At 69.8% G+C, this 25,686-nt stretch carries 21 protein-coding genes and 4 pseudogenes; 10 read left to right on the forward strand and 15 right to left on the reverse strand.

The features are described 5' to 3' along the window. Window positions 1–185: 185 nt before the first annotated feature. Window positions 186–677 (forward strand): Asp23/Gls24 family envelope stress response protein, encoded by a 492-nt coding sequence (locus tag ACX28W_RS23465; protein WP_459001204.1) that lies wholly within the window; start codon window positions 186–188, stop codon window positions 675–677. Between the two features lie 175 nt (window positions 678–852). Here the strand turns inward: ACX28W_RS23465 and ACX28W_RS23470 are convergent, their stop codons facing one another. The 5 genes from ACX28W_RS23470 to ACX28W_RS23490 all read right to left on the reverse strand — a co-directional run bounded on the left by ACX28W_RS23470 (window position 853) and on the right by ACX28W_RS23490 (window position 6,951). Beyond that, window positions 853–1,023: a hypothetical protein gene (locus tag ACX28W_RS23470; protein ID WP_459001206.1), complete on the reverse strand. Its 171-nt coding sequence runs from the start codon at window positions 1,021–1,023 to the stop codon at window positions 853–855. Between the two features lie 418 nt (window positions 1,024–1,441). Beyond that, window positions 1,442–5,278 (reverse strand): hypothetical protein, encoded by a 3,837-nt coding sequence (locus ACX28W_RS23475; protein ID WP_459001208.1) that lies wholly within the window; start codon window positions 5,276–5,278, stop codon window positions 1,442–1,444. After that, on the reverse strand, window positions 5,275–5,922 hold the full coding sequence (locus ACX28W_RS23480; RefSeq protein WP_459001209.1) for a hypothetical protein: 648 nt from the start codon (window positions 5,920–5,922) through the stop codon (window positions 5,275–5,277). The genes ACX28W_RS23475 and ACX28W_RS23480 overlap by 4 nt, the downstream gene beginning before the upstream one ends. After that, complete coding sequence (locus tag ACX28W_RS23485) at window positions 5,915–6,226, reverse strand: hypothetical protein (protein WP_459001211.1); 312 nt, start codon at window positions 6,224–6,226, stop codon at window positions 5,915–5,917. The genes ACX28W_RS23480 and ACX28W_RS23485 overlap by 8 nt, the downstream gene beginning before the upstream one ends. Beyond that, a complete protein-coding gene (locus ACX28W_RS23490; RefSeq protein ID WP_459001212.1) occupies window positions 6,223–6,951 on the reverse strand; it encodes a hypothetical protein in 729 nt (242 codons plus the stop codon). The genes ACX28W_RS23485 and ACX28W_RS23490 overlap by 4 nt, the downstream gene beginning before the upstream one ends. Before the next feature lie 648 nt (window positions 6,952–7,599). Here ACX28W_RS23490 and ACX28W_RS23495 point away from each other — a divergent pair. Next, window positions 7,600–7,710: pseudogene (locus ACX28W_RS23495) on the forward strand (iron chelate uptake ABC transporter family permease subunit); the annotation flags it as partial. An 82-nt stretch (window positions 7,711–7,792) separates the two neighbouring features. Here the strand turns inward: ACX28W_RS23495 and ACX28W_RS23500 are convergent. Beyond that, window positions 7,793–8,011: pseudogene (locus tag ACX28W_RS23500) on the reverse strand (DUF3152 domain-containing protein); the annotation flags it as partial. A gap of 1 nt (window position 8,012) precedes the next feature. Here ACX28W_RS23500 and ACX28W_RS23505 point away from each other — a divergent pair. The 3 genes and pseudogenes from ACX28W_RS23505 to ACX28W_RS23515 all read left to right on the forward strand — a co-directional run. Continuing rightward, window positions 8,013–8,174, forward strand: a pseudogene (locus tag ACX28W_RS23505) (winged helix-turn-helix domain-containing protein); the annotation flags it as partial. Next, entirely contained in the window at window positions 8,171–9,640 is a 1,470-nt protein-coding gene (locus tag ACX28W_RS23510; RefSeq protein WP_459001215.1) for a sensor histidine kinase, read from the forward strand. The pseudogene ACX28W_RS23505 and the gene ACX28W_RS23510, both read left to right, overlap by 4 nt. After that, complete coding sequence (locus tag ACX28W_RS23515) at window positions 9,637–10,164, forward strand: hypothetical protein (protein WP_459001217.1); 528 nt, start codon at window positions 9,637–9,639, stop codon at window positions 10,162–10,164. The genes ACX28W_RS23510 and ACX28W_RS23515 overlap by 4 nt, the downstream gene beginning before the upstream one ends. Here the strand turns inward: ACX28W_RS23515 and ACX28W_RS23520 are convergent. From ACX28W_RS23520 to ACX28W_RS23540, 5 genes are read right to left on the reverse strand one after another with little or no spacing between them, the layout of a single operon-like run. Further along, window positions 10,148–11,017 carry an STM4011 family radical SAM protein gene (locus ACX28W_RS23520; protein ID WP_459001219.1) on the reverse strand — a complete coding sequence of 290 codons (870 nt, stop codon included), beginning with the start codon at window positions 11,015–11,017 and terminating at the stop codon, window positions 10,148–10,150. The two genes, ACX28W_RS23515 and ACX28W_RS23520, sit on opposite strands and share 17 nt — an antisense overlap. A gap of 8 nt (window positions 11,018–11,025) precedes the next feature. Further along, window positions 11,026–12,381 carry an STM4012 family radical SAM protein gene (locus ACX28W_RS23525; protein ID WP_459001220.1) on the reverse strand — a complete coding sequence of 452 codons (1,356 nt, stop codon included), beginning with the start codon at window positions 12,379–12,381 and terminating at the stop codon, window positions 11,026–11,028. Then, entirely contained in the window at window positions 12,378–13,184 is an 807-nt protein-coding gene (locus ACX28W_RS23530; RefSeq protein ID WP_459001351.1) for an STM4013/SEN3800 family hydrolase, read from the reverse strand. Before ACX28W_RS23530 ends, ACX28W_RS23525 begins: the two co-directional genes overlap by 4 nt. A gap of 58 nt (window positions 13,185–13,242) precedes the next feature. Beyond that, window positions 13,243–14,406 carry an STM4014 family protein gene (locus ACX28W_RS23535; protein WP_459001221.1) on the reverse strand — a complete coding sequence of 388 codons (1,164 nt, stop codon included), beginning with the start codon at window positions 14,404–14,406 and terminating at the stop codon, window positions 13,243–13,245. A 37-nt stretch (window positions 14,407–14,443) separates the two neighbouring features. Then, a complete protein-coding gene (locus tag ACX28W_RS23540; RefSeq protein ID WP_459001222.1) occupies window positions 14,444–15,412 on the reverse strand; it encodes an STM4015 family protein in 969 nt (322 codons plus the stop codon). Window positions 15,413–15,621: 209 nt separating this feature from the next. Between ACX28W_RS23540 and ACX28W_RS23545 the strand changes: the two genes are divergently transcribed. From ACX28W_RS23545 to ACX28W_RS23560, 4 genes are all read left to right on the forward strand, one after another. Then, window positions 15,622–15,948, forward strand: a complete 327-nt coding sequence (locus ACX28W_RS23545; RefSeq protein WP_459001223.1) for a hypothetical protein — start codon at window positions 15,622–15,624, stop codon at window positions 15,946–15,948. A 56-nt stretch (window positions 15,949–16,004) separates the two neighbouring features. After that, on the forward strand, window positions 16,005–17,033 hold the full coding sequence (locus ACX28W_RS23550; RefSeq protein ID WP_459001224.1) for a DUF6745 domain-containing protein: 1,029 nt from the start codon (window positions 16,005–16,007) through the stop codon (window positions 17,031–17,033). A 226-nt stretch (window positions 17,034–17,259) separates the two neighbouring features. Further along, on the forward strand, window positions 17,260–19,311 hold the full coding sequence (locus ACX28W_RS23555) for a phosphocholine-specific phospholipase C (protein ID WP_459001226.1): 2,052 nt from the start codon (window positions 17,260–17,262) through the stop codon (window positions 19,309–19,311). Between the two features lie 52 nt (window positions 19,312–19,363). After that, complete coding sequence (locus ACX28W_RS23560; RefSeq protein WP_459001227.1) at window positions 19,364–20,209, forward strand: phospholipid scramblase-related protein; 846 nt, start codon at window positions 19,364–19,366, stop codon at window positions 20,207–20,209. 90 nt (window positions 20,210–20,299) lie between these two features. On the opposite strand, the gene ACX28W_RS23565 is transcribed toward ACX28W_RS23560, so the two are convergent. Together ACX28W_RS23565 and ACX28W_RS23570 are read right to left on the reverse strand one after the other, a co-directional pair. After that, window positions 20,300–21,289: a DMT family protein gene (locus ACX28W_RS23565; RefSeq protein WP_459001228.1), complete on the reverse strand. Its 990-nt coding sequence runs from the start codon at window positions 21,287–21,289 to the stop codon at window positions 20,300–20,302. Beyond that, a complete protein-coding gene (locus ACX28W_RS23570; protein WP_459001230.1) occupies window positions 21,286–22,134 on the reverse strand; it encodes a phosphatase PAP2 family protein in 849 nt (282 codons plus the stop codon). Before ACX28W_RS23570 ends, ACX28W_RS23565 begins: the two co-directional genes overlap by 4 nt. A gap of 237 nt (window positions 22,135–22,371) precedes the next feature. Between ACX28W_RS23570 and ACX28W_RS23575 the strand changes: the two genes are divergently transcribed. Beyond that, entirely contained in the window at window positions 22,372–22,986 is a 615-nt protein-coding gene (locus ACX28W_RS23575) for a TetR/AcrR family transcriptional regulator (RefSeq protein ID WP_459001231.1), read from the forward strand. Between the two features lie 185 nt (window positions 22,987–23,171). Here the strand turns inward: ACX28W_RS23575 and ACX28W_RS23580 are convergent, their stop codons facing one another. Then, on the reverse strand, window positions 23,172–24,170 hold the full coding sequence (locus ACX28W_RS23580) for a DUF2510 domain-containing protein (protein ID WP_459001232.1): 999 nt from the start codon (window positions 24,168–24,170) through the stop codon (window positions 23,172–23,174). A 73-nt stretch (window positions 24,171–24,243) separates the two neighbouring features. Then, window positions 24,244–25,599: pseudogene (locus tag ACX28W_RS23585) on the reverse strand (anhydro-N-acetylmuramic acid kinase). Window positions 25,600–25,686 lie beyond the last annotated feature (87 nt).

Below are 25,686 nucleotides of genomic sequence, written 5' to 3' on the forward strand. Positions count from 1 at the left end.
CCCATCGCGTCGACGCCCTCCTCCGCCTTGCAGCTCGACGCACCAGACCCCGCTCACCTGCGCCGACAAGGCACCGCCGCTTCCCTCCGACCTGATCCGCCGGACAGGCCCTAGCAGCACGAAAGCGGCGGCCAACAGCCGCTCACGTATGGCAGTCGGTCGACTGCGCGAGGAGGTGGCTTCGCATGACGGAGCCGAACAGTCCAACCCTGCAGAAGCCCGATCCCGACGAGCCGAGCACCGAACTGGGCACAATGCTGCAGGCCGCACGGCCCGGGCCTCAGGAACTGCCGGAGAGCCGCGGCCGGACGACCATCGCGGACGGGGTGGTGGAAAAGATCGCCGGCATCGCCGCACGCGAGGTCGCCGGGATCAACGCACTGGGCGGCGGATTCACCCGCACCATGGGAGCCATGCGAGACCGGGTCCCGGGCGGGCACGCGAGCGCGGGACGCGGCGTCAAGGTCGAGGTCGGCGAGAAACAGACCGCCATCGACCTCCAGGTCGTCGTCGAATACGGGGTCAGCATCCGCGAGGTCGGCGCAGAGGTTCGCGAGAACGTGATCGCGGCGGTGGAACGGATGACGGGCCTGGAAGTCGTCGAGGTGAACATCGCCGTCAACGACGTGCACCTGCTGGACGAGGACACGCCGCAGACCAGCGACCGCGTGCTCTAGTCGCGAGGCGGGCAGGGGCAAGGACTCCGCCCCATCGCTCCTCCGCGAGATGGGGACAGCCACGGACTGCAGGCGGTGATCGCCTGATCAGGGTGCAACTCAGCCCCGCTGACGTGCAATACCCGGCCGCTCCACGTTCGGATCCGCCGGCACGAGGATGGAGCGCATCGCTTCCTCAGCGCCGACGTCCGCTTCCCCGGGATGACCAGCCAGAGCCCACGCCGGCCGAGTGCACGGCGAGGAAAGCAAGCCCGGCAAGCATGAGGCTCGTCGGGTTGAAGATCACCTGGGTCGACGTCTCGGTGACACGGATGATGAAGGCGATGACGAAGAGTGCGGCTGCCACGAATGCGAGCATCTGTCTACCCCTGCCGGTGGACGACGAACCACACGTGATCCCGGTGGCTGCGTCGCTACCTGCCGGGTGCCCCGGACGGCGCCGATCAGTCACGTAAATCCCGTGCCGGAGCCGGCGGCGGCACCCCCGTCGCCTCACCTGCTGACGCCGTGAACAAGGCAACCGGGACTGCTGCAATCGCGAACCCCCTTGGCCGCCCAGCCCGCAGGTCGACCCATCCGACATCTCGAGCTCATGAACAGATCCGGTGGGCCGTTCCACGGACGCGGTCCGTGCAAGTATGGGAAGTGGACAGGCCACCACCGAGCACCCGGATCCTGATCGGATGCCGCGGTCGGCCATCTGCGACAGTGAGGAGCGCCCCATGGGCGCGAACACGGCCGAAGCTGCGGTACCTGACACTAATTCAGGAGCTGTGATTTCCCCAATCGGCTGTGATTGCGCTGTGAGTCCTGGCCGTTGCGGTGCAATTTCTGGGGGATTCGAGAGGAACCTGGAAAGGACTGTCCGGATTTCCGAGCGGTATCCGCGCGCGGGCTTTACCGTCGACCGGGTCGTGCACCACAAGATCACCGTCTGGCAGCTGCACAAGGACAAGGTCGCTGCCTGCGGCGGCTACAGCCGACTGCGGCGAGCTGCCCGCGGGGCAGTCGAGCCAGCATTGCAGGCCGCCGGTGACCCGGAAGACGCCGACCGGGTGCCGGCCGCCACCGCTGACGAGCAGCGGCCCGCCGGGAGTATGCACCAGCGCGCGGGCATCGCGGTCGTATGGGGCGCCGGGCGTCGGCAACGCGTAGTCGGTCAGGTTGTCGACACTCCACATCACCTGGGCGCCCTGGTGCTGACCGGCGACCGCGACGGAGTCGTTTCCGAGCAGGGCGACCGCCCAGACGTCATACCGGTCCAGATCCGAGCTCATACTCTCCGCCTGGCTGCGGAAGTGCTTCTTGTCGGTCCGGCTCAGGAAGCTTCCGTCGTCCTGGTCCACGAGCACGAAGGAGAGTGCATCCTCGACGAGGATGACCGCCCGGCCACCGACGCGCGCGGCATGGACGCGCTCGAAGTCGCCCGTGATCGGATCGGAGTCCCATCTGTCCCAACGTATGGACCTGGTGTCGGTCCACACCCGGACGGAGCCATCCTCCGCGGCGCTGGCGATGTACTCGTGGCCGGTCTCGTCCCGGACGACACCGAGGCCGGCAACTCTGGCGGCATGCCCGTTGTAGCGGAACGCGCGCTCGATCGGCTGGGTCCGCCACCACGACACCTCGGCCCCCGCCGCCACGGCCACCGATGAACCCAGGCCGATCATGCGGTCCGCGATGTCACCCAGATCGTCGGCCGCCACGGCGATCGACAGCCCAGTGGCGGCGTCGCGCAGTTCGAGGCGGCCGTCATCACGCCCACCGACGATCATCGGAGCCTGATCGTGATGGACCACGGTGGCGACGCTCCAGGGTCGGCCGAGCCGGACCAGGCCGAGGTGGCGCAATCCGGCGGCGTCCCAGAACGTCAGCTCCCAGTCGGTGACGACGCAGATGACGTTGATGCCCCTGGTGTGGAATCCGATCACCGACTTCGGGTAGCCGCCGGCGCCGCCGATCGCGCCGAGCGGATGACCGTCGCTCGCCCGGAACAGCCGTACGTGGGAGAGATCCGTGGCGGCAACCGCCCAGGAGCCGCCGGCCCACACGCAGGACAACTCGTACGCCTCTACGTCGTGCCGGGTCCACAGCACACGGTCTCCGCCGATCAGCCGTGCCTCCAACAGGTTGTTACGCCGGCCGTACGCCACGACCAGCATCTCGTCCTCCTGCTGATACGGGGCTGCGGCCATCGCGGTGATCTCCTTGCCCGCGCGTCCACGCAGGACCTGCAACGGCGCGGTGAACGAGGGATCCCACACCTCGATGCCGGACTCGGCCGTGCTCCCGCCTGTCCTGGGCGTCTTGCTGGCGGTGACCAGACGCGAGCCACTCGCGGTCCGGATCGCCGTGAACCCGTCCAGTCTCTCCGGACCGATCCGGATGAGCCGGTGGCTCGACGGGCTTGACGCGGTGGTCCATCGGGTGCGGCACGGTGCGCTCACCGAGAAGCGGCGGCCCTCCGGCGCGTCGGTCCGGCGTCCTTCTCGGCGCAGTGATTGAAGCAGGAACACTCGCATGTCGATCGGGTTGTCGGCGAGTCGGGCGGCGGCACGCAGATACAGATCCAGGGTCGGTGACCGCCGATTGCTCCGTTCGGCCCGGGTGACGGCTGCGAGGGTGCGGCGCGGCTCGGAGAAGACCATGAAGTCAGGGTCGGCGAACAGATCGAGCAGTGTGCCCCCACGGTCGGCGTGCTCGACCAAGTGGTCGAGCACGTACGGGGGTGCCGCCGGCCACTCGCCGATCGCCGGTTTCAGCGCCGCGGCGATGAGCTGGTGTGCCTCCTCGTCGGTCCGGCCCGCACGCGCGCGCAGGTACTCGGCGATGGCCAGGTGCCTGAGCCGGTAGACGTGGTCGCCGGGCGCCGCGTCAGGACCGGACGGCACACCGGTCACGAACTCGCCTATCTCGCCGAGCAAGTTGCGGATGTCGCCCTTGGTGAGAGCCGGGCTGCCATGGGGACGCAACGCGTTCACCATCGCCGGCCAGACGTCATGGACAGGCACTCCGGTTCCGGCGGCCCAGGTCAGCGGCGTCAGCACGTCCAGGAGCCGGTCCGCGTCCACGCCTCGTTCCCGGAAGTCCCGGGATATGGCGCCGCCGATGCCGGCGGTCAGCATCTCGGCCAGTTCCTCGTCGTCAGGCTCGTAGATCGACGACTCCCGGGCAAGGCGGTGGGCCACGTAGGCGGCCAGGTAGAAGATGCCACCGCTGCGGGCGGCGATCACGGCGGCGATCCGGCGAGCCAGATCGGCGTCCCGGCGGTACGGCGAATGGGGCGTCGCCTCGAGAATGCGCGTGGCGAGCCGCCGGATCTCCCGTTCCGCCGTCGGGTCGGCATCGAGATCGCTGTGTCCGGTCGCTGCCGCCTGCAGCTCGGCCACCCCGTCCGGGCGGCCGGTTTGCCCTGTGACGGCTCGATGAGAGACCAGTACGTGCACGCCCGGCAGTGCGGCCAAGGGCAGCAGCAGCCGCCGGACGATCTCCAGTCCGCTCTCCGGCTCCGCCTCGTCCAACGAGTCGAAAGCGAGATTTCCGCGCTGCCCTGTGCCGCTGTACGTCTCGATGAGAGTCTCCGGCAACAGCTCGCCCGCGCCGTTCAATTGGAGGCGCAAGGCGAGTTCGGCGGTGACCGACCGGAGATCCATCTTGGTCAAGGCAATCTTGGTCCAGGCAACGTCGTCTGCGTGCTCCTCGACCAACTGGTTGACGACCGTGGATTTCCCTGTGCCCATGGACCCGGTCAGCAGGAACAGCCCGCGACTGGCCGAACGGTGCCAGCTGCGCACGTCGTCGAGGACCGTGCCCCGCCGGATCGACAGATCCGATCCGATCAGCACGTCCCGCGTGTTGGGGTCGTAGGCGGGGTTGGCAAAGAACCCCGTCCCGGACGAGACTCCGACGCCGCGCGCACGCTGGCTGCGGGAGACCAGATTGGTGCGCAGCCAGGCGGACGCGGCTTCGGCGAGTTCCTGCGGTGAGATCTCGCTCTTCTGCGCCGGCCACAGCATGGACGGTGGCCCGCTGGTCAGCGCGTCCGCGATCGCGTTGGCGAAGAACATCGGCCGCGCCTCGTCGCCGCCGTACGTGGCGCTGATCAGCGACACCGCCGGCGGTGTGTGATGAGCCGGGAGGTCCGGTGGCGGGGACAGGGTGATCGCCGTGGCGATATCGAGGGCCGCGTCTCCGGAGCCGCAGCAGTCAAGCAGCATGACGACCTGCGATGCCTGATAGAGAGCACCGAGGACGGTCGCCACCGTACGGGAGTCGAGGGCGCCGGTGCCGCCGGGGTCGTCCGGATCCGTCTCACTGGTGAACAGCCACGACCCGGTGTCGTCGGAGACACCGTGACCGCTCCAGTAGACGAGCAGCCGGCGGGCGGGCTTGTCGACCTTTGCCAGATGGGCAAGGGTCGCGTCTCGATCCGCGCGGCCGATCAGCGGCTCAGGGTCGACTACGAAACCGCCGCTCGCCAGCGCATCGAACACCCGGCGGATCTCCTTCGCTCCGGACGGCAGGTCGGCGACGTCCGGGCGGTCGTACTCGGTGATGCCGATCGCGAAGGCCAGGTCGGGTCGTCCGCCCGTATCGGTCAACACTTCACCACCTTGCCGATGTGGCTCACCTGGGCCAGCGGCACGGTCCACGACCCCGCACCACTGCCGGTCCCGATGAGCAGCATCAACTGGCCGTTCTCCACGCCGACCAGCTCGCCGCATACGTCGCCGCCGGTGCTGCGCACGGCGTACTGCTGGGGTCTTTCGGCGGCGGCCGGGGCGAACCAGGTCAGGCCGACCGCCACCGCGGTGAGAACGACTCCCAGCCCGGCGGATGCGGCGGCGATCGGGACGAGCCTGCCGATCTGCCGGGCTCGCGCCGCGCTCCACCTGCGGTAGGCGGCACCGTTCACCTGGACGCGGACGCGGACGCCGGGCCGACCGAACGACGCGTAGGCGGCGACGGCGAACGCAACGAGGAGGGCCAGGAACGCGGCCCCCAGCACGAGCGCGGTCGCGGTGCGCCACCCGGCCGGGACCGTGGTCAGATCGTTGCGCCCGCGCACCAGGGCGGCGATGCCGAACAGGGCGGTCGCACCGCCGATGGCGTTGCGCCACTGCTCGGCTTGACGGCGTACGGCGTCCAGTTCCTCGAACGGCAGCTCCCGGGCCAGGCGGGCCCAGCGAAGGTCGTCGACGGTCGGGTAGGCGAGCTCCGGGCCGTCTGCGTTGGCGTCAGCCATCGGCGGTGAGTTCGTTCCAGTAGCCGCCACAGCCCCACGTTGTGGCGTTCTCCGGGCGCCCGGAATGGGGTTGCCCGCACTGGCATTCGACGAGGTTGGGCCCCGGCACGGCCGGGGCGGCCGCCCGGGTCCACGGGAGGACGCCCTTGCCCGGGAGGACATCGGTGACGAGCTGCGCGGTTCTTCCCTGGCAGCGAGGACAGCGGAAGCGGGCGATGGTTTCACCGTCGTGGTTGGTGAGTGTTGCGGATTGGGGCGGCAGGGCGGTGAGCGCGTAGTCCACGGGCTCATGGTCGTCGGTCATTCGGGCCACCCTCCGAGATCCGCCTGCACCTGGAGTGCCGCCGCGATCTTCTTGCGGCTCCGCTGTTCTCGCTCATCCGGGCTCAGTCGTACCGCCTCCTCGGACGCTGCGACCGCTTCCCTGATGACGTCGGGGTGCCCCGTTTTCCGATGCACGAGCGCCAGTAGCCCGGCCAGGTGTAGCAGGTTCCTCCCCCGCAGCATCGGGTTCTGGGCGAAGCCGACCGCGTGCCGGGCCGCTCCGGCCGCGTGCTGCAGCAACACAGGGTCGCCGTTGCGGTCGGCCTTGAATCGGAGACAGGTGGACAGCCCCACGTAGGCATCGGAGCGGACGTCGGACGGTATCGCCGCGCACTGTTCGAACCAGTAGATCGCCTCGTCCGCGATATCCATCCGCCCCTCGTTGATCGCAGCCTCCCGCAGTGCCCGGCCGAGGGTCAGCAGGGCATGCGGGCGCGTCTTGTGCCCAGCCGGCAGGTTGTGGCAGACAGTGCGTAACGCTTGGGCCGACTCGGCCAAGGCGCCTCGGTCATTGGTCGCCTCGTACCGGCGCAGCAGAGCCTGGCCGAGCACTGTGATCATCGCGCGCCACGCCTCGATGTCCTGTTCCGTGGAGACAACCATCCGCCCTGCGCTGATGGCGTAGTCGAGTGTCGCGATGTCGTTGGTCTGTTCGTAGAGCTGGACACCACTAAGAAACGCCTGCACAGCCGCCGGGTCGGACATGGACAACCCCCTCTGTGACCGTCCGCCCCATGACGAGCCCTGCGATGGTGAAACCGTCCAAGGCTTCCCCCTACCCCGTGCCGGTGTCGTGGCCGATCGCCCGGCGGAATTCCCTTTCAGGGCTCACGGTGTACCGCTGTCTGGCTTCGCCGTAAAGAGTTCCGGCTCAGGATTCTTCGGAAGGTTTCCCCATCGGATCTCCCTCACCGAAAGCGGGTACGAATGCGAAGTTGTGGTAGGTGTTCGCCGCCGTTTCCATTCCTCCACCCTCTGTACGCGATGGAATGCAGCACCGCCACCTATGGCCAGGCATGCCCCCAGCGTGACCATGTGTCATCTTTGTGATCCGTACAGGCTCGACCGGATTCCAGGACTCCGTAAACACCTTGCCACGTAAACGGGTTCGAGCGAGATGAGTGCGTCGCCGGGCGAGCTCGCCGGCGAGTAATTAGGCGTGACAGTAACCGGGAGCTTCCGCATCAGGCGGTGTCGGCGACAAACATGCTGAGCACGGTGTCGCTCCGGCGAAGGCGCCTGGTTCACCCGTGATGAGGAAGGCGTCGGCCGCTGCTCGCGCCGCCTGCTCGTCGTATGGCAGCAGGGCGGCCGTGCCGGCCGGCGGCAAGGACATGTACTCCTACGCCCGGCGGCCTGCTCGGCCGCACGGTCATCGCCCCCTCCCCGCTCGGCGCCGGCCTGATGACGGCGGTGATCGGCACGCCGTACTTCCTGTATCTGCTGGTACGGAGCCGACGGTAGCCCCGCGGGACCCCGTCCGTGGCATGGGTGCGCGGCACCCACCGACACCGTCTGACTCGACCTCGCCCCCGTCCACGGCCGGTCAAGGCACGGCAGGTCCGGTAAGGAGTCGGCCCTTCGTGTCGTACGGCCAGACGTTGGGGGTGCAGCCGTGCATCCCCTTGATCTGCTGCATCATCGCCGGGGCAGGCTTGCCCGCGCCGGGGCAGGTCACATGGCCGTGGCCGAGGAAGTGGCCGACCTCGTGGTTGATGATCAGCGCCCGGTAGGCGTCCACGTAGTCGACGTACACCGGAGTCGCCCGGCAACTGCTGGAGGCGGTCTGGGAGCACAGCTATCACGGTGACTCACGGCTGGTGGACGCCTGCGTCAAGCGGCTGCGCACCAAGATGGGCGAGCCGGCGGGGCAGCCGCGCTACATCCAGACCGTGCGCGGCTTCGGTTACCGGTTCCAGTCCCGGTGAAGCCACCGCTGCGTGGTCTGCGCGGCCGGCTCCTCGTGGCGTTCGTCCTCGTCGCCGCCGTCGCCACCCTGACCACGGGAGCCCTGACCTTCAGGGAAGCCCGCACCGGGGTGCTCCAGCAGGGCCAGGACACCGTGATCAAAAGATTCCGGTATCACGTCAACGCCGTTGCCGCGGGCATCACTTATCCGCCGAGCCGGGCCGACCTGGAGTGGGTCGCCGCAGAGGTGGCCCGCGCCGAACCGGCGCAGAACTGGCGCGTACTGGTCACCTATCGCGAGCTGCGCGCCACCTCCACGCCGCAGGACAGGTTCACCGAGCTGACGCCCGCCATGCGGTCGGCCGTGGGCTCCCGCCGGGCCGCCGTCTTCCAGCGGGTGTCGACGGACGACCGCTCCTCGCTCGTCGTCGGCCTGCCGGTCACCCTCGAGAGCCCCAGCGAGCACCCGGCGTCCGGGGTCGCGGTCTTCCTGACCGTGCGGCAGACCGTCGAACAGGGGTACGTCGATGCCCTGGTCGCCGCCATCGGGCGCGCCGTCGTGCCCGCGCTGGGCCTGGCCGTCCTGCTCGCCCTGCTGGCCGCCCGGGGTGTGCTGCGCCCGGTAAGGGAGTTGCGCCGCGCCACCCGCAGGATCGCCGAGGGCCACCTGGACACCCGGCTCGCCATCAACGGCTCCGACGAACTCGCCGACCTTTCGCACACCTTCAACGAGACCGCCGCCGCGCTGGAGGAGTCCGTGGCCGAGCTGCGCCGCATGGGGGCCCGCGCCCGCCGCTTCGTCGCGGATGTGTCGCACGAGCTGCGCACCCCGCTGGCGGCGATGTCGGCGGTCACCGACATCCTCGACGAGGACGCGGCCCGGCTTGCCCCGGACACCGCCACGGCCGTACGGCTCATCAGTGAGGAAACCGTGAAGTTGGCCCGCCTGGTGGACGACCTGATGGAGATCTCCCGCTTCGACGCGGGCGCGGTCGGCCTGCAACTCGACGACATCGACCTCGCCGAGTCCCTCCGGCGCACCCTCGTCGCCCGCGCCTGGTCGGCCACGGTGGACACCCGGCTCCCCGAGCCCGGCGAACTGCGCGGCCGGGTCGACCCGCGCCGCCTTGACGTGGTCGTCGCGAACCTCGTCGGCAACGCGCTCCGGCACGGGGCGTGCCCCGTGCAACTGTGCCTGTACACAAGGGAGATGACGGACGTGGACGAAGCGAGGTGGGCGGTCATCGAGGTGCTGGACAGTGGGCCGGGCATTCCCGCCGACGTCCTGCCGCACGTCTTCGACCGCTTCTACAAGTCGGACACCGCCCGGACCAGAACGGAGGGCAGTGGCCTCGGGCTCTCGATCACGGCCGAGAACGTCCACCTGCACGGCGGCACGGTCCGGGCGGCGAACCGTGCGGAGGGCGGCGCCGTGTTCACGGTCGAGATCCCCCTGCAACGACCTCTGGAACGGGGGGAGTCATGAGCTCCGCACGCCAGTGGTTCCGGCCCGCGCTGCTGTTCACGACGGCCCTCCTGCTCTCCTCCTGCGGTATCCCCGAGACCGGTGTGGTGGAGGCCGGAGAGCCGGCCACCGGCATCCGCCCGGCCCACGTTCTCTACTTCGTCAGCGAGGGCACTCTGCTCCCCGTCCGCCGCCAGGCCACCGGCCAGTTCGGCATCGAGACGGCTGTGGACATGGTGTTCCGGGGCCCGGACGTCCTGGAACGCCGTAAGGGCGTGACCACCGAGCTTCCCCTGCTGACGGTCGGACCCACGGTCCGGACGGACGGCGGGGGCGGCGAGCGGGTGTCGATCGAACTGCCCTGGGGCACCGGGCCACTGACCGAAACGGCCATCACCCAACTGATCTGCACAGTCGCCGAGGCCCGCCTCCTCGAAGCCCCGGACACCGACACCGCATCGATGAGAGTGACCGTGACAGTTCCCGACGCCTGGCACACCAAAGGCACCAGCGAGGCGTGCCCATCCGCTACGAGCGCCGACTGACTCCTTCTACGGCACCCGCCGGCACGCGTTCCAGGACGCCGCCCGCGAAGACGTCGTACAGCGGCAGGGTCTCCAGGTGCACGTATCCGATGTGGCAGTCGCATACGGCCAAAGGGCAGGCACGCGGAGCAAGCGCGGCACGGTAGGAGCCGTCGTAGAGATTGCCCAACTCGGTCCGTACGAAGTGACAGCGCCGGACCGTTCCCTCACCGTCCACGGAGATGACCGACTCACCGGTCCGGCACGGCATGCCGGCCGAGCGGTGCGGGTGCCGGCTGTACGGAAAGAGCGGGTCCAGCGCGGTCCACTCGGCGGCCTGCTCGTCCGTGTACGTGTGGCCCTCGGCGGCGTTCACCCACAGATACACGTGCTCCGGCAGTTCCGTACGCAGCCGGCGTGCGTGCTCCACATGCTCGGGCACACCGACGATCCCGACGCTGTGGCGCACTCCCATGGCGGACAGGCGGTGCGTCTTGGCCAGGAATCGCTCGTAGGGCGTCTGCCCGGGGTGATACGTGCACCACAGTGCGACGGTGTCGAGGTCCGCGTCCTCCAGCCAGTCGGTGCGGCAGCTCAGGTTGGTCTGGACGGCGACCCGTCGGACGTGTGGCTGGTGCGACAGCTCCACCAGGGTGCGGCGGTACCAGGAGCGGACCAGGCCCTCTCCCCACGGCGTGAAGAGCACCGAGAGGTTTTCCTCCCTCTGCTCGCGCGCCCACGCGGTGAACCGTTCAAGGGCCGCTCGGTCGGCTCGCAGTTGTGCGGTGGTGTCGCGCCGCTTCGCGAACGGGCAGTACGGGCAGTCGTAATCGCAGGAAGAGAGAGGGCCGCGGTACAGAATCGTCAGGTCCACGGAGGCCTTCACTTCATCTCGTAGGCGGCCATGGCATCCCGCACGGCCGGCGAGAAGAAGTCAGGGCCGATCGCGTCCGAGTGGGCGAGTCCCTCCGGAGAGAGAAGTAGCCGCCCCGCCCCGGACTCTTCGAGCCAGCCGCGGGCAGCGAGGGTGTCCAGCTCCGCGCCGAAGTCGCCGTGCGGGTCGGACCCGAAGCGGAGGCGGTAGTCCGCGACGGCCAGGCCCTCGACCTGGAGAAGGGACTGCAGCAGATGCCGGCGCCTTGCTTCGTCCTGGTCGACCCGTCGTCCGTGCAGTGCGCGGGAGAAGTCCTCGGTGGCGGTGTAGTCGTCGATGATGCCGCGGATCTCCCGCATCGACACGGCGTAGTCGAAGGAGTAGTGCAGCGTGGAGGTGTACGAGCGCGCACCGCAGCCCAGGCCGATCATGCCGTCGGTCTGGCAGGCGTAGTCGTCCGGTCCCTGCGGCGGCGCGTCCACGCGCCGGAACATCCGCATGGACACCTGTTCGTAGCCCTGGGACAGCAGATGGTCGCGTCCCTCCCGGTAGCGGCGCAGGCGTTCCTCGTCCCACTGCCGGTCGGCCGCCTGTGGGTCGGCGTGGCGGCCGAGACCGGTGAACGGGCGGATGTAGAGGGGATAGAGGTAGATCTCCTCGGGCTGCCAGGCGAGGGCCGCGTCGAGGGAGTATCGCCAACTCGCCGCGCTCTGGCCGTCGATGCCATAGATGAGGTCGATGTTGAGGACGGGTAGCGCTGCCTCGCGGATGCGCCCCAGCGCTGCCTCCACGTCGGAGCGCCGCTGGGGACGTACGGCGGCACGGGACTCCTCCTCCACGAAGCTCTGCACCCCGAGGCTGAGACGGGTGGTGCCCCGCTGCGCCAGCACGGCCAGCCGGTCGGCCGTCGCGGTCGCGGGGGACGCCTCTACGGACAGGGGTATCGCCCGCAGGTCCGCTCCCATCTCCTTCTCGGCGATGTCGAACAGCCGCTCCAGCTCAGTGGCCTCCAGATAGGTCGGTGTGCCACCGCCGAACGCGGCGTTGGCGAAGCGTACGGGCTCGTCCTCGCCGAGGGCCTCGCGGACGGCGGCGGCCTGGCGCCGCACCGCGTCCAGGTACCGTCCCGTCAGACCGTCGGGGGCTCCGATACGGGTGAACAGATTGCAGAAGCCGCAACGGACCTCGCAGAACGGAATGTGCAGGTACAGCGAGAGCGCCTGCCGGGATTCGCCCTCCCACAGATCCTTGAGCAGAGGCCGCGGGGTGAGCGGCCGGTATGCGGTCTTGTGCGGGTAGGCGTAGGTATAGCTCTGGTAGGGACGCGGCAGGACGGCCGGGGCCGCCGCGGAGGTGAGGGTCATGCGGACGGCTCCAGAAAGAAATGGCTGTAGGGCACGGTCCACACGGACTCGTGGCCGAGACGGTGGCCGCTGTAGCCGTCGTCTCCGTAGGCGGTGCCGTGGTCGGAGCAGACGACGGCGAAGCAGCGGCGGCGCGAGCTCATCGCGCTGAACAGCCGACCGACGTGACGGTCGATGTATTCCAGCGCCGCGGCATGGGTGCGCCGGCTGTCGCCCGTCTCCCTGGTGGCCCCGGGCAGGTGGAACCAGTTCGGCTGGTGCAGCGCGGACGCGTTCAGGAACAGGAACAGCTTCTGCTGCGGCGGCAGTTCGGCGACGACCTTCTCGGCGCACGCGACCTGGGCCTCGAAGGACGTCGGGGAGGCCACGGAGAACTCCGGCTCCCAGTGACTCTCCTGGAAGAGCCCCGGCAGGACGTCGCCCAGCGCGCCCCGCTTGTTGAAGAAGCCGACGCCGCCGACGCACACGGTGTGGTAGCCGCGATCGGCCAGGGCGGACACGAGGTTGGGGGCGTCGAAGACATACGTGCCGTCCGCCGTCGTCTCGCTGCCCGCGAACCGCGCCGCGAACAACCGCGGATGCGGACCGGGCTCCGCCGGAGTGGGAAGGAAACCCGCGAACATCGCCTGGTGCGAGGCGTAGGTGAAGCTCCCGGGCGCATGCCGCTTCTCCCAGGTGCCGCCGGGCAGATACGCGGCCAGGTTCGGCAGGCGTCCGGAGGCCGCCAGTTCGATCGCCACGTCGTAGCGAAGGGTGTCGAGGGTCAGGAGGAGCAGGTCGTCCCGGCCCACCACCTCGTTCATGTCGAGTGTCCTGGCCGGGGTGGGCGGAGGGGGTGTCGTGGCCGACTCGCGGTCGGGTTCAGGCTGTGGCATGTGCTGTCCTTGGCGGAACGAGGAGCGATGGAGCGGGTTGTACGGGAAAGCGGCCGGGGGCGAGGGACCGGAACGCGGCGATCTGGGCGGCGTATGTGTCCAGGTCCTCCGCGCCGCTGCCCGGAAGGCCGGTCAGGCGGGGGAGGAGATCTCCGAAGGCGTTCACCTCCGCGACGGCGAACCGCCGCCAGCCGATGGCCGGCAACAGATCGACCCCCACGCACAGGGTGCCGGGGAAGCAGGCCGCGGCGCGCTCGCTGATGTCGATGGCTTGTGCCCATCGGTCACCGGCCAGCGCCCGCGCGGCCGCGAGGTCGCCGCGGGCCCCGCCCAGATGGAGATTGGTGAGAGGAGAACGGCTCGTTCGGACGACGGCGTGTGTGGCCCTGCCTCCCACGACCACGATGCGCAGGTCCGCCGACCTGTTCCCGAGCGAGGCCTTCGGCAGCCAGCGCTCGATGTGCAGCCCGTCCGGGGCGAGCGTGTCGACGATCGTGGCGATCTCCGACTCGTCCGTGTAGCGGCGGATGCGCAGGGAGTTGTGGAGACGGCCGTCCTCGGTGCGCTCCACCGACGTGGTCGCCCGGATCCGGCCGGAAGAGGCCGTCTCGATCGCCAGGACGCCGGAAGCGGACGAGCCGTGGGCGAGCTTGACGAAGACACGCCGCGTACCGGCCTCATGCATGAGATCCCGTACGTCGCTCCAGCCCCGCACGGCTGCGATTCCGCCGGACGTGGGCGACGGCGGCACCGGTACGCCCGCGCCGGCGAGGCGGGCATGGCACAGCCGTTTGTCGAAGAGCACGGTCAGGTCTGCCGGAGCGTCGAGACGTATGCCTCCCTGCAGCGAAGCCACGCAGGCGAGGAAACCGGCGTACCAGCGCGCGGAACCCTCCACGCGTGTCGGATCCTCGACGCCGCGCAGCAGCCTGTCCACCTCCGCGTTCTCTCCGGGCGAGTCCAGGCGGACCACCTCGTCGTCGGCGAAGACGTGTCCGCCGTCATGGAGCACGTCTCGCCATTCGACGACGCGGGGCGTGCCGCAGCCCGCCGCCTCCGCAGCCGCGGTGAACAGGCTCAGCCTGCGGTTCTCCCCGTTGACGACGACCGCCCACCTCACCGCTGTGCCTCCCGGATCCGCGTGGCCCATACCGCTTCCCCTCCCACCGGCCGGGGGCCGGACGGCGCTACTCACCCACCGCGACGAAGCGCCAGACCGTACCGTCCTCCTCCTCGTCGGACTCCGCGTCGTCCTGGTCGGCGTCGACCTCGACACCGGCGGGCTGCAGCGTCTCCAGCAGACGGGTGCGCAGGGCCGTGCTCAGATAGTTGTGGTGCAGGTCCAGCTTCTTGAGATGCGTCAGCGGCTGGCCCGTCAGCAGCGCCGTCGCACCGTCGTCGGTCAGTACGCCCATGGAGACGTCGAGGACGTCGAGGCGCGCCACCACGGGGGCGGCTGCCAGCGCCGCGCAGATGTCGTCCTGTATCTCGCTGTTGCGCAGGGCGAGGTGGGCGAGCGCGGGAAGCCTGGTCCCCGCGAGGAACGGCTCCAGATCGGCCAGGTCGGCGTCGCCACCGTATTCGGACGTGCCCAGCCACAGATCGAGATGGACCAGGGCCGGCAGGTCGCTGCCGGCGATTCCGCGCACCGCCACGGCGGGCATGCCGCCGGTCTCGACGGTCAACGTGCGCAGCCGCTCATGGCGGACGGGAGGGAAGACCAGCTGGTTCCCGCCCCGGACGCCGAACTCCTCCAAGTCGGGGAACGCATCAAGGAGGGGACTGACATCGCCCTGGACGATCCACGAGATCTCGCACTCCTCCATCACGATGTCGGCGAGGAACAGGCCGCGCAGGGCGGGCAGCCGGTCACGGGCCGCGACCAGGGCCTCGATCACCGCGTCGGGGGCACTGTCGTACACGTCGCTCCACGCGCCGACGATCAGGGCGCGCACCTGCGTGGTGTCCACCGCCTTCAGGAAGCGTGCGAAGGCGTCCTCCCACTCTTCGTCGCTCTCGTAGGAGTCCACGGCGATGCGCCACGCCACGGACTCCGGCGACGGAAGAGACGTCGCACGGGAAGCCTCGGCGTCGGCATTCGGAAAGGTGAAGGCCGGCAGGCCGTGGAATTCCCCGAGGTGGCTACCGATGGTCATGCGCGCCCGCTCCTTCTTGCTGAGGCCGATGGATCGACGTAGTGCTTGCGAGCCTGGAGCGCGCCGACGCATCCAGGTAACGGAGTTCTACCAAGCCCCACTGACAACGCAGCGAACAGGGGTTGCCCGGTCGGCGAGACGTGATTGTCAGTGCTCGCCTCTACGGTCTCTTCCATGGCGCACCGAGTGCCTTCTCGGGAGGGAGACCCATGTATCGGCAGGGAGACGTTCTGATCGTGCCATTGGCGCAGGACGCGGTGCCGGACCACGCGAGGGACGCCGCGTCCGAACCGCGCGACGGCCGCGGCAGGCTCGTCCTCGCACTCGGCGAAGTCACCGGCCACGCCCATGCGGTGGTCGGACCGGGGCGGCTGATCCGGGAGAGCGGTGTGTTCGGCCCGATGTTGCTGCACGTTCCGGACGGCGCGCGCGTCGTGCACGAGGAGCATGCGGCGATCACGCTCCCGAAGGGCTGGTACCGCGTGATCCGGCAGCGGGAGTACGTCCCGGGTTCGGTGCGGATAGTCGCCGATTGACGTACACACGAGCGGATACGCCTGGGAGCAGGGGAATTTCGGAGGGGAACGGCGTGATGGATCAGAGCAGTTGGCGTGCGGTGGCAGCGGCGACGGGAGCGGGTGACCGGGCGGCCGCAGAGGAGGGCGTTCGACTCGCCTACCGGCGCGCAGGGCTGGCCGAACCCGCACGCATCGTGTGGACGCGCTCGCCCCGTGAGGCAGTGCGGATGCTCATGGGGGCGGAGGATGCGGACGGTTCGGACCTGGGCGACACGGGTGCGTGTGTCCGCGACGCAGTGCTCAGTAAGCCCTGGGCTGCGGAACGGGACCGTCTCCACAAGCATCTGGGACCGGAGGGCTGGAGCGGGCACTGGCGCGCCACGGGAGCGGCCCTTTGGGAGTCCACCCGAACCCTGGCGGACCGGATCCGGTCGGGGGTCGTCGAGGAAGAGGCCTCCGACCGGCGCGCGGAGACACAGGTCCGGCTGCTGCTCCTGGACGCGGTGCTGGGACAGCACGACGCGTCATGGCTGTGTGCGTTCGACACCGGCGATGTCGAGAACCCCCTGAGCGGTCTTGGCGCCGTGGCACGCAACGCGGGCTGGTGGTGGCCCTACGAGAAGGTGGCGATCGTCAGTGAACGGCCTCTGTGCCTCCACCGCGACGAAGCGGGACGCCTCGACAGAGGGGACGGCCCGGCTCTCGGCTACGCCGATGGGTTCGAGCTGTACGCCTGGCGCGGAATGCCCGTCCCGCGTGAGTTCCTGGACGAGCTGAGGTCGTTGACTCCCGAGCGGATTCGCGGCGAGGAGAACGCCGAACTGCGCCGCGTGATGCTGGAGTACTACGGCTACGACCGGTACCTGGAGGAGTCCGGGGCGGTGCCCGTCCATCGTGACGAGACGGGAGTGCTGTGGCGCGTCGAACTGGTCGGTGACGAGGACGTGGTGATGGTGGAGGTCGTCAACTCCACACCGGAGCCGGACGGTACGAGCCGCACGTACTGGCTGAGGGTCCCGCCGACGACCCGTACCGCCAGGCAGGGGGTGGCGTGGACGTTCGGTCTGGACGCTGAGGTCTATGAGCCGTTGGGGCAGACCTGAGCGCCGCGGACGCGGGCGACACAAGCTGCAAGGGCAGAGGGACGGCCGGCCCCCGGCTCGCCGGGCTGGTGACCCGTCCGTAGTCGTTCGCCTCCCGTACCGCCGACTTTCACATCGGCGCCACAGCAGCCTTCCCGGGCGTTCGGTGCTGTTGGAACACTCCATTCACACACGTTCCAGCAGTAACCGGCCATCCGAACTCCGTCAGGACCGAGGTCACACAGCCATGTCATCAGTGAATCGGCGTCGCTTCCTCCAACTCGCGGGCGGCACCGCGGCTTTCACCGCCCTGTCGAGCAGTATCGAGCGCGCCGCCGCGCTGCCCGCGCATCACCGGTCCGGCACGATCGACGACGTCGAGCACATCGTCGTCCTGATGCAGGAGAACCGGTCCTTCGACCACTACTTCGGCTCGCTCAGAGGTGTCCGCGGTTTCGGTGACCCGCGCCCGTCCACGCTGCCCAGTGGCAAGTCGGTCTGGCACCAGTCGGACGGCACCAAGGAGGTGCTGCCCTTCCACCCGGAGGCCGACGACCTCGGCATGCAGTTCCTGGAGGGCCTGCCGCACGGCTGGCCCGACGGACATGCCGCCTACAACGACGGCAAGTACGACAAGTGGGTCCCCGCGAAGGGCTCCACCACCATGGCGTACCTGACTCGCGAGGACATCCCGTTCCACTACGCGCTCGCGGACACCTTCACCGTCTGCGACGCGTACCACTGCTCGTTCATCGGCTCCACCGACCCGAACCGGTACTACATGTGGACGGGTTACACCGGCAACGACGGCGTCGGCGGCGGCCCGGTCCTCGGTAACGACGAGCTCGGCTACGACTGGACCACGTACCCCGAGCGCCTCGAGGAGGCCGGGATCTCCTGGAAGATCTACCAGGACATCGGCGACGGTCTGGACGCCTCCGGCTCCTGGGGCTGGATCGCGGACGCGTACCGGGGCAACTACGGTGACAACTCGCTGCTCTACTTCAACAAGTACCGCAACGCCAAGCCCGGCGACCCCTGGTACGACAAGGCTCGCACCGGCACCGACGTGAAGAACGGCGACGGCTACTTCGACCAGCTGAAGGCCGACGTCAAGGCGGGCAAGCTGCCGCAGATCTCCTGGATCGCCGCCCCCGAGGCGTTCTCCGAGCACTCCAACTGGCCCTCGAACTACGGCGCCTGGTATATAGCCCAGGTCCTGGACGCCCTGACGTCCAACCCCGCGGTCTGGGCGAAGACGGCGCTGTTCATCACCTACGACGAGAACGACGGCTTCTTCGACCACGTCGTGCCGCCGCTCCCGCCGCGCTCCGCCGCGCAGGGCAAGTCCACGGTGGACGTGGAGCCGGACCTCTATAAGGGCGACGCCAACCGCGTGGCCGGTCCCTACGGTCTCGGCCCGCGCGTGCCGATGCTGGTGGTCTCGCCCTGGAGCAAGGGCGGTTACGTCTGCTCCGAGACCCTCGACCACACCTCGATCGTCCGGTTCATGGAGCGCCGCTTCGGTGTGCGCGAGCCCAACATCTCGCCGTGGCGCCGGGCCGTCTGCGGCGACCTCACCGCCGCCTTCGACTTCTCCCGCAAGGACTCGCGCCCCGTCGAGCTGCCGGGCACCGACGGCTACGAGCCGCAGGACCGCGAACGGCACCCCGACTACAAGCCGACCCCGCCCTCCGACCCGCGGCTGCCCCGGCAGGAACGTGGTCTGCGCCCGGCCCGCCCGCTCAAGTACGCGCCCCTCGTGGACGGTTCGGCGGACCCGGCGGCCGGCAAGTTCACCCTCACCTTCGGCTCGGGCGCCAAGGCCGGCGCCGCGTTCCTCGTCACGTCCGGAAATCGCACCGACGGCCCCTGGACGTACACCACCGAGGCGGGCAGGACGGTCTCGGACACCTGGAACTCGGCATACTCGAACGGCTCGTACGACCTCACGGTGCACGGTCCGAACGGCTTCCTGCGCGCCTTCAAGGGATCGGGGAAGACCGCGGGACCCGAGGTCACCGCACGCCACGTCGGCGACGACGTGGAGCTGACCTTCACCAACAAGGGCTCCGGCACGGTCGACCTGAAGCTCACCAACGGCTACGGGGGGCAGGCTCGTTCGTTCAAGGTGCGGGCGGGTGCGACCGTGCGGCACAGGGTGGAGCTTCGGGCGAGTGGGCGCTGGTACGACCTGACCGTCGTGTCCGGCACGGACTCCGGGTTTCTGCGGCGGTTCGCGGGGCATGTCGAGAACGGCCGGGCGGGCGTGAGCGATCCGGCGATCGTGACCGACTGATGGATACACGAACTCTGGTTGTTTTCCGGCCAACTCGCGGTAGTGTGCCCCGGTGACCACGCATTCGAACACTCCTGCAGGTTGGTACCCGGATCCGCACGGGGCGCCCCAGACGCAACGCTACTGGGACGGGTCGCAGTGGACCGAGCACACGAATGCGGACCAGCAGGCCCAGGCGGGACAGCAGGTGCCGCAGCAGGCCCAGCAGCCGTACGGACAGCCGGCGGCAGGCCCCGACCCGCGCGTGCAGAAGCAGGTGCAGCAGCAGGCCGGGGTCGCGGCCGGCGGCGCGGGCGGCGGCACCCTGTTCACCGAGCCGGTCCTGGTGGTGAACCAGAAGGCCAAGCTGATCGAGCTGACCAACGAGTACAAGGTCATGGACCAGCAGGGCAACCAGCTCGGCTCGGTCGTCCAGGTCGGGCAGAGCGCACTGAAGAAGGCTCTGCGCTTCGTTGCCAGCGTCGACCAGTTCATGACGCACAAGCTGGAGATCCGGGACGCCTACGGCCAGCCGGTGCTGCTGCTGACACGGCCCCGGAAGTTCATGAAGTCGCGGGTGATCGTGACGCGCCCGGACGGTTCGCCCGTCGGCGAGATCGTGCAGCAGAACATGATCGGGAAGATCAACTTCGCGATCAACGCCAACGGCCAGCAGGTCGGCGCCATCAAGGCGGAGAACTGGCGCGCCTGGAACTTCGCGATCGTCGACCACGCGGACAACGAGGTCGCCCGGATCACCAAGACCTGGGAAGGCCTCGCCAAGACGATGTTCACCACTGCGGACAACTACGTCCTGCAGATTCACTTCCAGCTCCCCGAGCCCCTGCTGAGCCTCGTCGTCGCCACGGCACTGACCGTGGACACGGCGCTCAAGCAGGACTCCCGCGGGCTGGGCTGACCCTGCACACGGCAATCCGCTGACAAGAAAGGGCGGCTGCGGATTTTTCCGCAGCCGCCCTTTCTGTGCAGGGGGTTTCAGCAGGGGGTTTCACAGGGGCGTCAGATGCCCCGGGTTCGGTACCGCTCCAGGCTGCTTCGGCAGCAACGAGGGCTCGTACGCCGCCGATCCGGGCTCCAGTGCCAGCACCGCGGCGACCGGATGGTCCTCGTCCACCACGGGTTCCGACACCGCGAGTTCCGACACCGCGAGTTCCGGCAGTTCCGGTGCCGAGCGCGACAGCGTCACCACGCCCCAGGACGCCAACCCCGCTCCCACGGCGGCCAGCAGCAGGCCCGCCGCGCCGCCCCGGATCTGGTCGCCCAGCAAGGAGAGGCCGATCGCCGCGGCGGCGACCGGATTGGCGAGCGTCACGACGGCGAGGGGAGCGCCGAGCCCACCGCGGTAGGCGGTCTGCGACAGGAGCAGGCCACCCGTCGCGAAGGCCGCCACGAGCAGGGCCACCACGATCACTTGGGCGCTGAGCAGCGGGCCGGAGCGGTCCGTCGCCGCCACCGTCACCGTCTGCGTGAGCGCCGACGCGACACCCGACGCGAACCCGGAGGCGGTCGCGTGCCGCAGCCCCGGCCGGGTGCCGGGCCGCGACAGGATGCCGATCAGCGCGGCGGTCGTGGCGGCCACGCCCAGCGCCTGCGGTGTGCTCAGCACGTTGTCGGGCGCGTGCCCGGACGCCGTGACGAGCAGCGCGGCCAGTCCGATCAGGGTGAGCGCGGTGCCGCGCCACTCGACCGCGCTGACCCGCCGTCCGGCGACGCGCGCGCCGAGCGGCACCGCGGCCACCAGAGTGAGTGCGCCGAGCGGCTGCACCAGCGTGAGGGTGCCGTACTTGAGCGCGGCGACATGCAGCAGCGCGGCGGACGCGTTCAGTACCACCGACCACCACCAGGCCCCGCTGCCCAGCAGTCGCAGCACGCCCGAGTCGGCGGTCCGGGAGGCGAGCCGCTCCTGGGCCACGGCCGCGGCGGCGTACGCGACGGCCGAGAACAGCGACAGGACGACGGCGGCGAGAGTGGCGTTCATCGACCTGCCCCCACGAGTTCCGGTACGGATTCCTTGGCCTCGCCGGCTTCCCCGGCGACGAGCTCTTGTGCGCGCCCGGCGGTTGTGTGCGTCTGGTGCGGGAGGTGGATCACGGCGAGGGCGATGCCGAGCAGTGCGGTGGCCACGATCGCGTCGAGCCAGTAGTGGTTCGCCGTACCGACGATCACCAGCAGGGTGACCAGCGGATGCAGCAGCCACAGCCAGCGCCACCGGGAGCGGGCCGCGGCGATCAGGCCGATCGCCACCATCAGCGCCCAGCCGAAGTGCAGCGAGGGCATCGCCGCGAACTGGTTCGCGATCTCGTCGGTCGCCGGGTGCGCCCCGTACACCGTGGGCCCGTACACCTGTCCGGTGTCCACCAGGCCCGCCGCGGCCAGCAGCCGGGGCGGGGCGAGCGGGAAGGTGAGATGCAGTACCAGGGCGGCGGCGGTGACCACGGCCAGTACCCGGCGGGCCCACACGTAGTGGACCGGGCGCCGCAGGTACATCCAGACCAGGAAGGCCACGGTGGCCGGGAAGTGGACGGTCGCGTAGTAGGTGTTCGCGAGGTGCACGAGGGTGCCGCTGTGGAGCAGCGCGCCCTGCACGGCGCCCTCGCCGGGCAGGTGGAGGGCCCGCTCCCAGTCCCAGACGTGGTCCGCGTTGCGGAAAGCCTCGGCGGTGTGCCCGGTGGCCAGCTGCCGACCGAACTTGTAGACGACGAAGAGTCCTACGACGAGCAGGAGCTCACGGATGATCGGCGGCCGCGTCGCGGTGTGCTGCGGCGACGGCCGCCGTCTCGCCGCGGCCGGCTCCGGTTCTGCAGGCTCGGTTCGGGAATCCATCCCCCGGCCCCTTTGCTGATGGTCTTGCGTGGGGTGGTGCGCGGTGAGCCCAGGGCAGGATCCACTCGCCGTCTACCCGACATGGGAGTGGGTTCTGTCCAGGACTCATCGATACGACAGGGTACCGATACGGTCATGTACCGATACGGCAGTGTACCGATACGAGGCCGTACCGGTACACTGGCGTATCGATTAGACTGTGTGAAGCGGACCACCCACCGAGCGAGGAGAAGAGCCATGACGTCGCAGGCCGCGGACGGACCGGAGACGGTCGTCGCCTCGCGCCGCTCCAAAATCACGCCCGAGCGTGAGCAGGAGTTCTACGACGCTGTGCTCCAGCAGATCCGCGAGTGCGGCTACGACTCGCTCACCATGGACGGCGTGGCCGCGAGCACCCGCTGCAGCAAGTCCACGCTGTACCGGCAGTGGAAGACGAAGCCCCAGTTCGTGGCCGCCGCGCTGCGGGCCAGGCGCTGTCCGCGGTTCGCGGGCATCGACACGGGCTCGCTCGCCGACGACCTGCGCGCGGTGGCGCAGACGGCCGACGACTGGTCGGGCCCCGACACCCAGCTGCTCCAGGCCCTCGGCCATTCCGTGATGCAGGACAAGGAGCTGCAGGACGCGTTGCGCCACGCCCTCATCGAGCCCGAGGTCGCCGCCGTCCAGGCGATGATCTCCCGCGCGGTCGACCGGGGCGAGATCGCCGCCGACCACCCGGCGCTGGAATTCATCCCCGCGCAGCTGTTCGGTGTCGTACGCGTGCGTCCTGTCCTGGAGGGCCGGAACGCGGATGCGGCGTATCTCACAAAGTTCGTGGAGGCGGTCGTGATTCCGGCCCTGGGCCTGACCTGAGACTCAGGTCGCCGTCCGCGGGATGACCGGACGTCGGCCTGCTCGCGCCGCACCGTGGGGACGGGGGCGGCGCGCACCCCCCGGCCGGGTGGGGTTCCCCTTGAGCGGAGGGGTGCCCCACCCGGCCGATCTGTGTCCGGGGGGCCGGGAGATGTACGGGCTGTACGGTCCAGGAGACGTACGGGCTATACGTTCTGCCCGCTGCCGCTGGTACCGGAGGCGACCTTGATGCCCTTGGTGATCTCGTCGATCACGGCCTGCTTGGGCGCCTTGGAGCTGACGTCGATGCCGAAGCGGACGACGACCAGCGACTTGGAGTCGACGGGGGAGGGGAAGACGAGCGACTCGACATAGCCGTCCTCGCCCTTGCTGGTCACGACCTTCCAGCGGACGAGATAGCCCTTCTCGCCGGCCACGGTCACCGCCTTGGAGGCGAGTTGCGTGTGCGAGGTGATCTCGCCGTAGCCCTCCCCGTAGGACTCCTCCGCGTTTTTCGAGATGTCCTCCTTGGCAGCCGCCTCGGCCGTGGTGGCCTTGATGCCCTGCACCTGCGCGAGCGTCGAGTACGCGCCGCCCCGCTGGCAGTTCTGCGAGGTGTCGCCCGGGCACTTGTAGGTGGCGTCGGTCGACACGGCGGCGCCCCCGGTGCCGCTCTGGCCGGTCCAGTCGTCGGGCACCGGGATGCTGATGCCGCTGAGCGCGTCGGTGGCGTAGCCGTCCTCGGTCTGCGGCTGGGCCGACTCGCCCGGCGCCGGGGTCTGGCCGCCGGAGCCCCCCGAACCGCCGGGAAGGCCGCCCGGCCCGCCCTGGCCACCGTCGGGCCCGGCCGTGCCGCCCTGGCCGCCGACTCCGCCCTGGCCGCCGGGAGCCTGGGAGTTGGCGCTGTTCCCGCTGCCGCCGTCGCTCTTGGTCAGGGCGTACACGCCGCCGCCGATGCCCGCGAGAACCGCGATCGCGGCCGCGACGGCTATGCCGGTGCGCAGCCCGCGCCGTGGTGTAGTCGGGGGAAGGGCCGGATAGGGGCCGGCGGCCGGCGGGTACGCCGGGGAACCCCATGCGGCGGCCGACCCGACGGGGCGGGTCTGGTCCGTCCATGTCTTGCCGTCCCACCAGCGTTCGGTGGCGGGACTGTCACTTGTCTGCCCGGGGTCGGGATACCAGCCGGGGGGAGTCACCTGCGTCATGTGCTTACCGTATGAGCCCTGGGTGAAAGGGGGATGAGAGGGGGGCCCGGGAGCTTCATTTCGACCGGGAGCGTCATTTCAAGACGACCAGCCGCACCGGCGCCTCACGCGCCTTGGGCGGCAGCCGCAGCCCGTCCCGACCCGGAGTGAGGGAGCCGAGCACATTCGCGTGCCGCGCCCCGGTGCTCACCGGGTCGGTGCCCGCGAGGCCGTGCAGGGTCAGGAATCCGAGGACGGCGAAGGCGTACGCCTCCTTGGCGGTCGAGGACAGCCCCAACTCGTCGGAGGTGCGCAGCGCCGGCCCCGCCAACTCGGCGCCCAGCATCGCCATCAGCACCGGATTGCGGGTGCCGCCGCCGGACGCGATCACCTCCGTCGCCCCGACCGAGCGCGCGGCGTCGGCGACCGTGCGGGCGGTGAGACGGGTGAGGGCCGCGATGACCTCCTCGGCGGTCAGAGTGCCGAACCCGGCCAACGCGTCGCGCAGATAGCCGAGGTGGAAGAGTTCCTTGCCGGTCGTCTTGGGTGCGGGCAACGCGTAGTAGGGCTCCGCGAGCAGACGCTGGACAGTGGGCCGTGGACGGTGCCGCGGGCGGCGAGGGCGCCGTCGACGTCGTGGTCGAGGCGCCCGCCGGTCAGACCGCGCACGACGACGAGGAAGGTGTAACCGGCCGCCGCCCAGCCCATGACGCGTCCCGCGCCGAGCGCGATGGCTCGGGCGACCTCGCGGCCGGGCGGGCGCACGGCTCACGTTCCTCCTTGAAGGCCGGCGTCTCGTCCAGCCGCAGCCACAGCGCGCCCAGGCCGAGCGGCAGCGTCAGCAGGAACGGCAGCCGCCAGCCCCAGTCGCCCAGCTCGCGCGCGCTGAGCACCGTGGCGAGCAGCGCCGCCACCCCCGCACCGCCCAGCAGACCGAGCGCCACTGTGAACGACTGCCACGACCCGTACAGCCCGCGCCTGCGCGGCGGCGCGAACTCCGTCATCACCGACACCGCGCCCCCGAACTCCCCGCCCGCGGAGAGTCCTTGGAGTACCCGGAGGAAGGTGTGCAGCCAGGGCGCCAGGGCGCCGACCGTGGCGTACGTGGGCAGCGCGCCGATCAGGCAGGTCGCGGCCGTCATCAGGACGATCACCAGGATCAGCACCGGGCGGCGCCCGATCCGGTCGCCGAGCCGTCCGAACAGCGCCGCTCCCACGGGCCGGAAGGAGAACGCCAGTGCGAAGGACGCGTACGTCTTCACCAGGGCCTCGACCTCGCTGCCGCCCTCCGGTGTGAAGAACCGCGCCGCGATGATCGTCGCGAAGTAGCCGTAGACCCCGAACTCGTACCACTCGATGAAGTTGCCGACGGAGCCCGCCAGCAGGGCTCTGCGCCGGGTGCGCCGGGGGTCGGCGGTGCGCGGGGCGAAGCTGTGCGCGGGGCGCTCATGGGTTCCTCCCGGGGCCGTGTCGCTGCCTGACGATGTCGGAAAGTCAGCTTCATTCTCGGGGCTGTTGACGGTCGACAACTTTCACG

The sequence above is a fragment of the Streptomyces sp. SD15 genome (assembly GCF_054462255.1).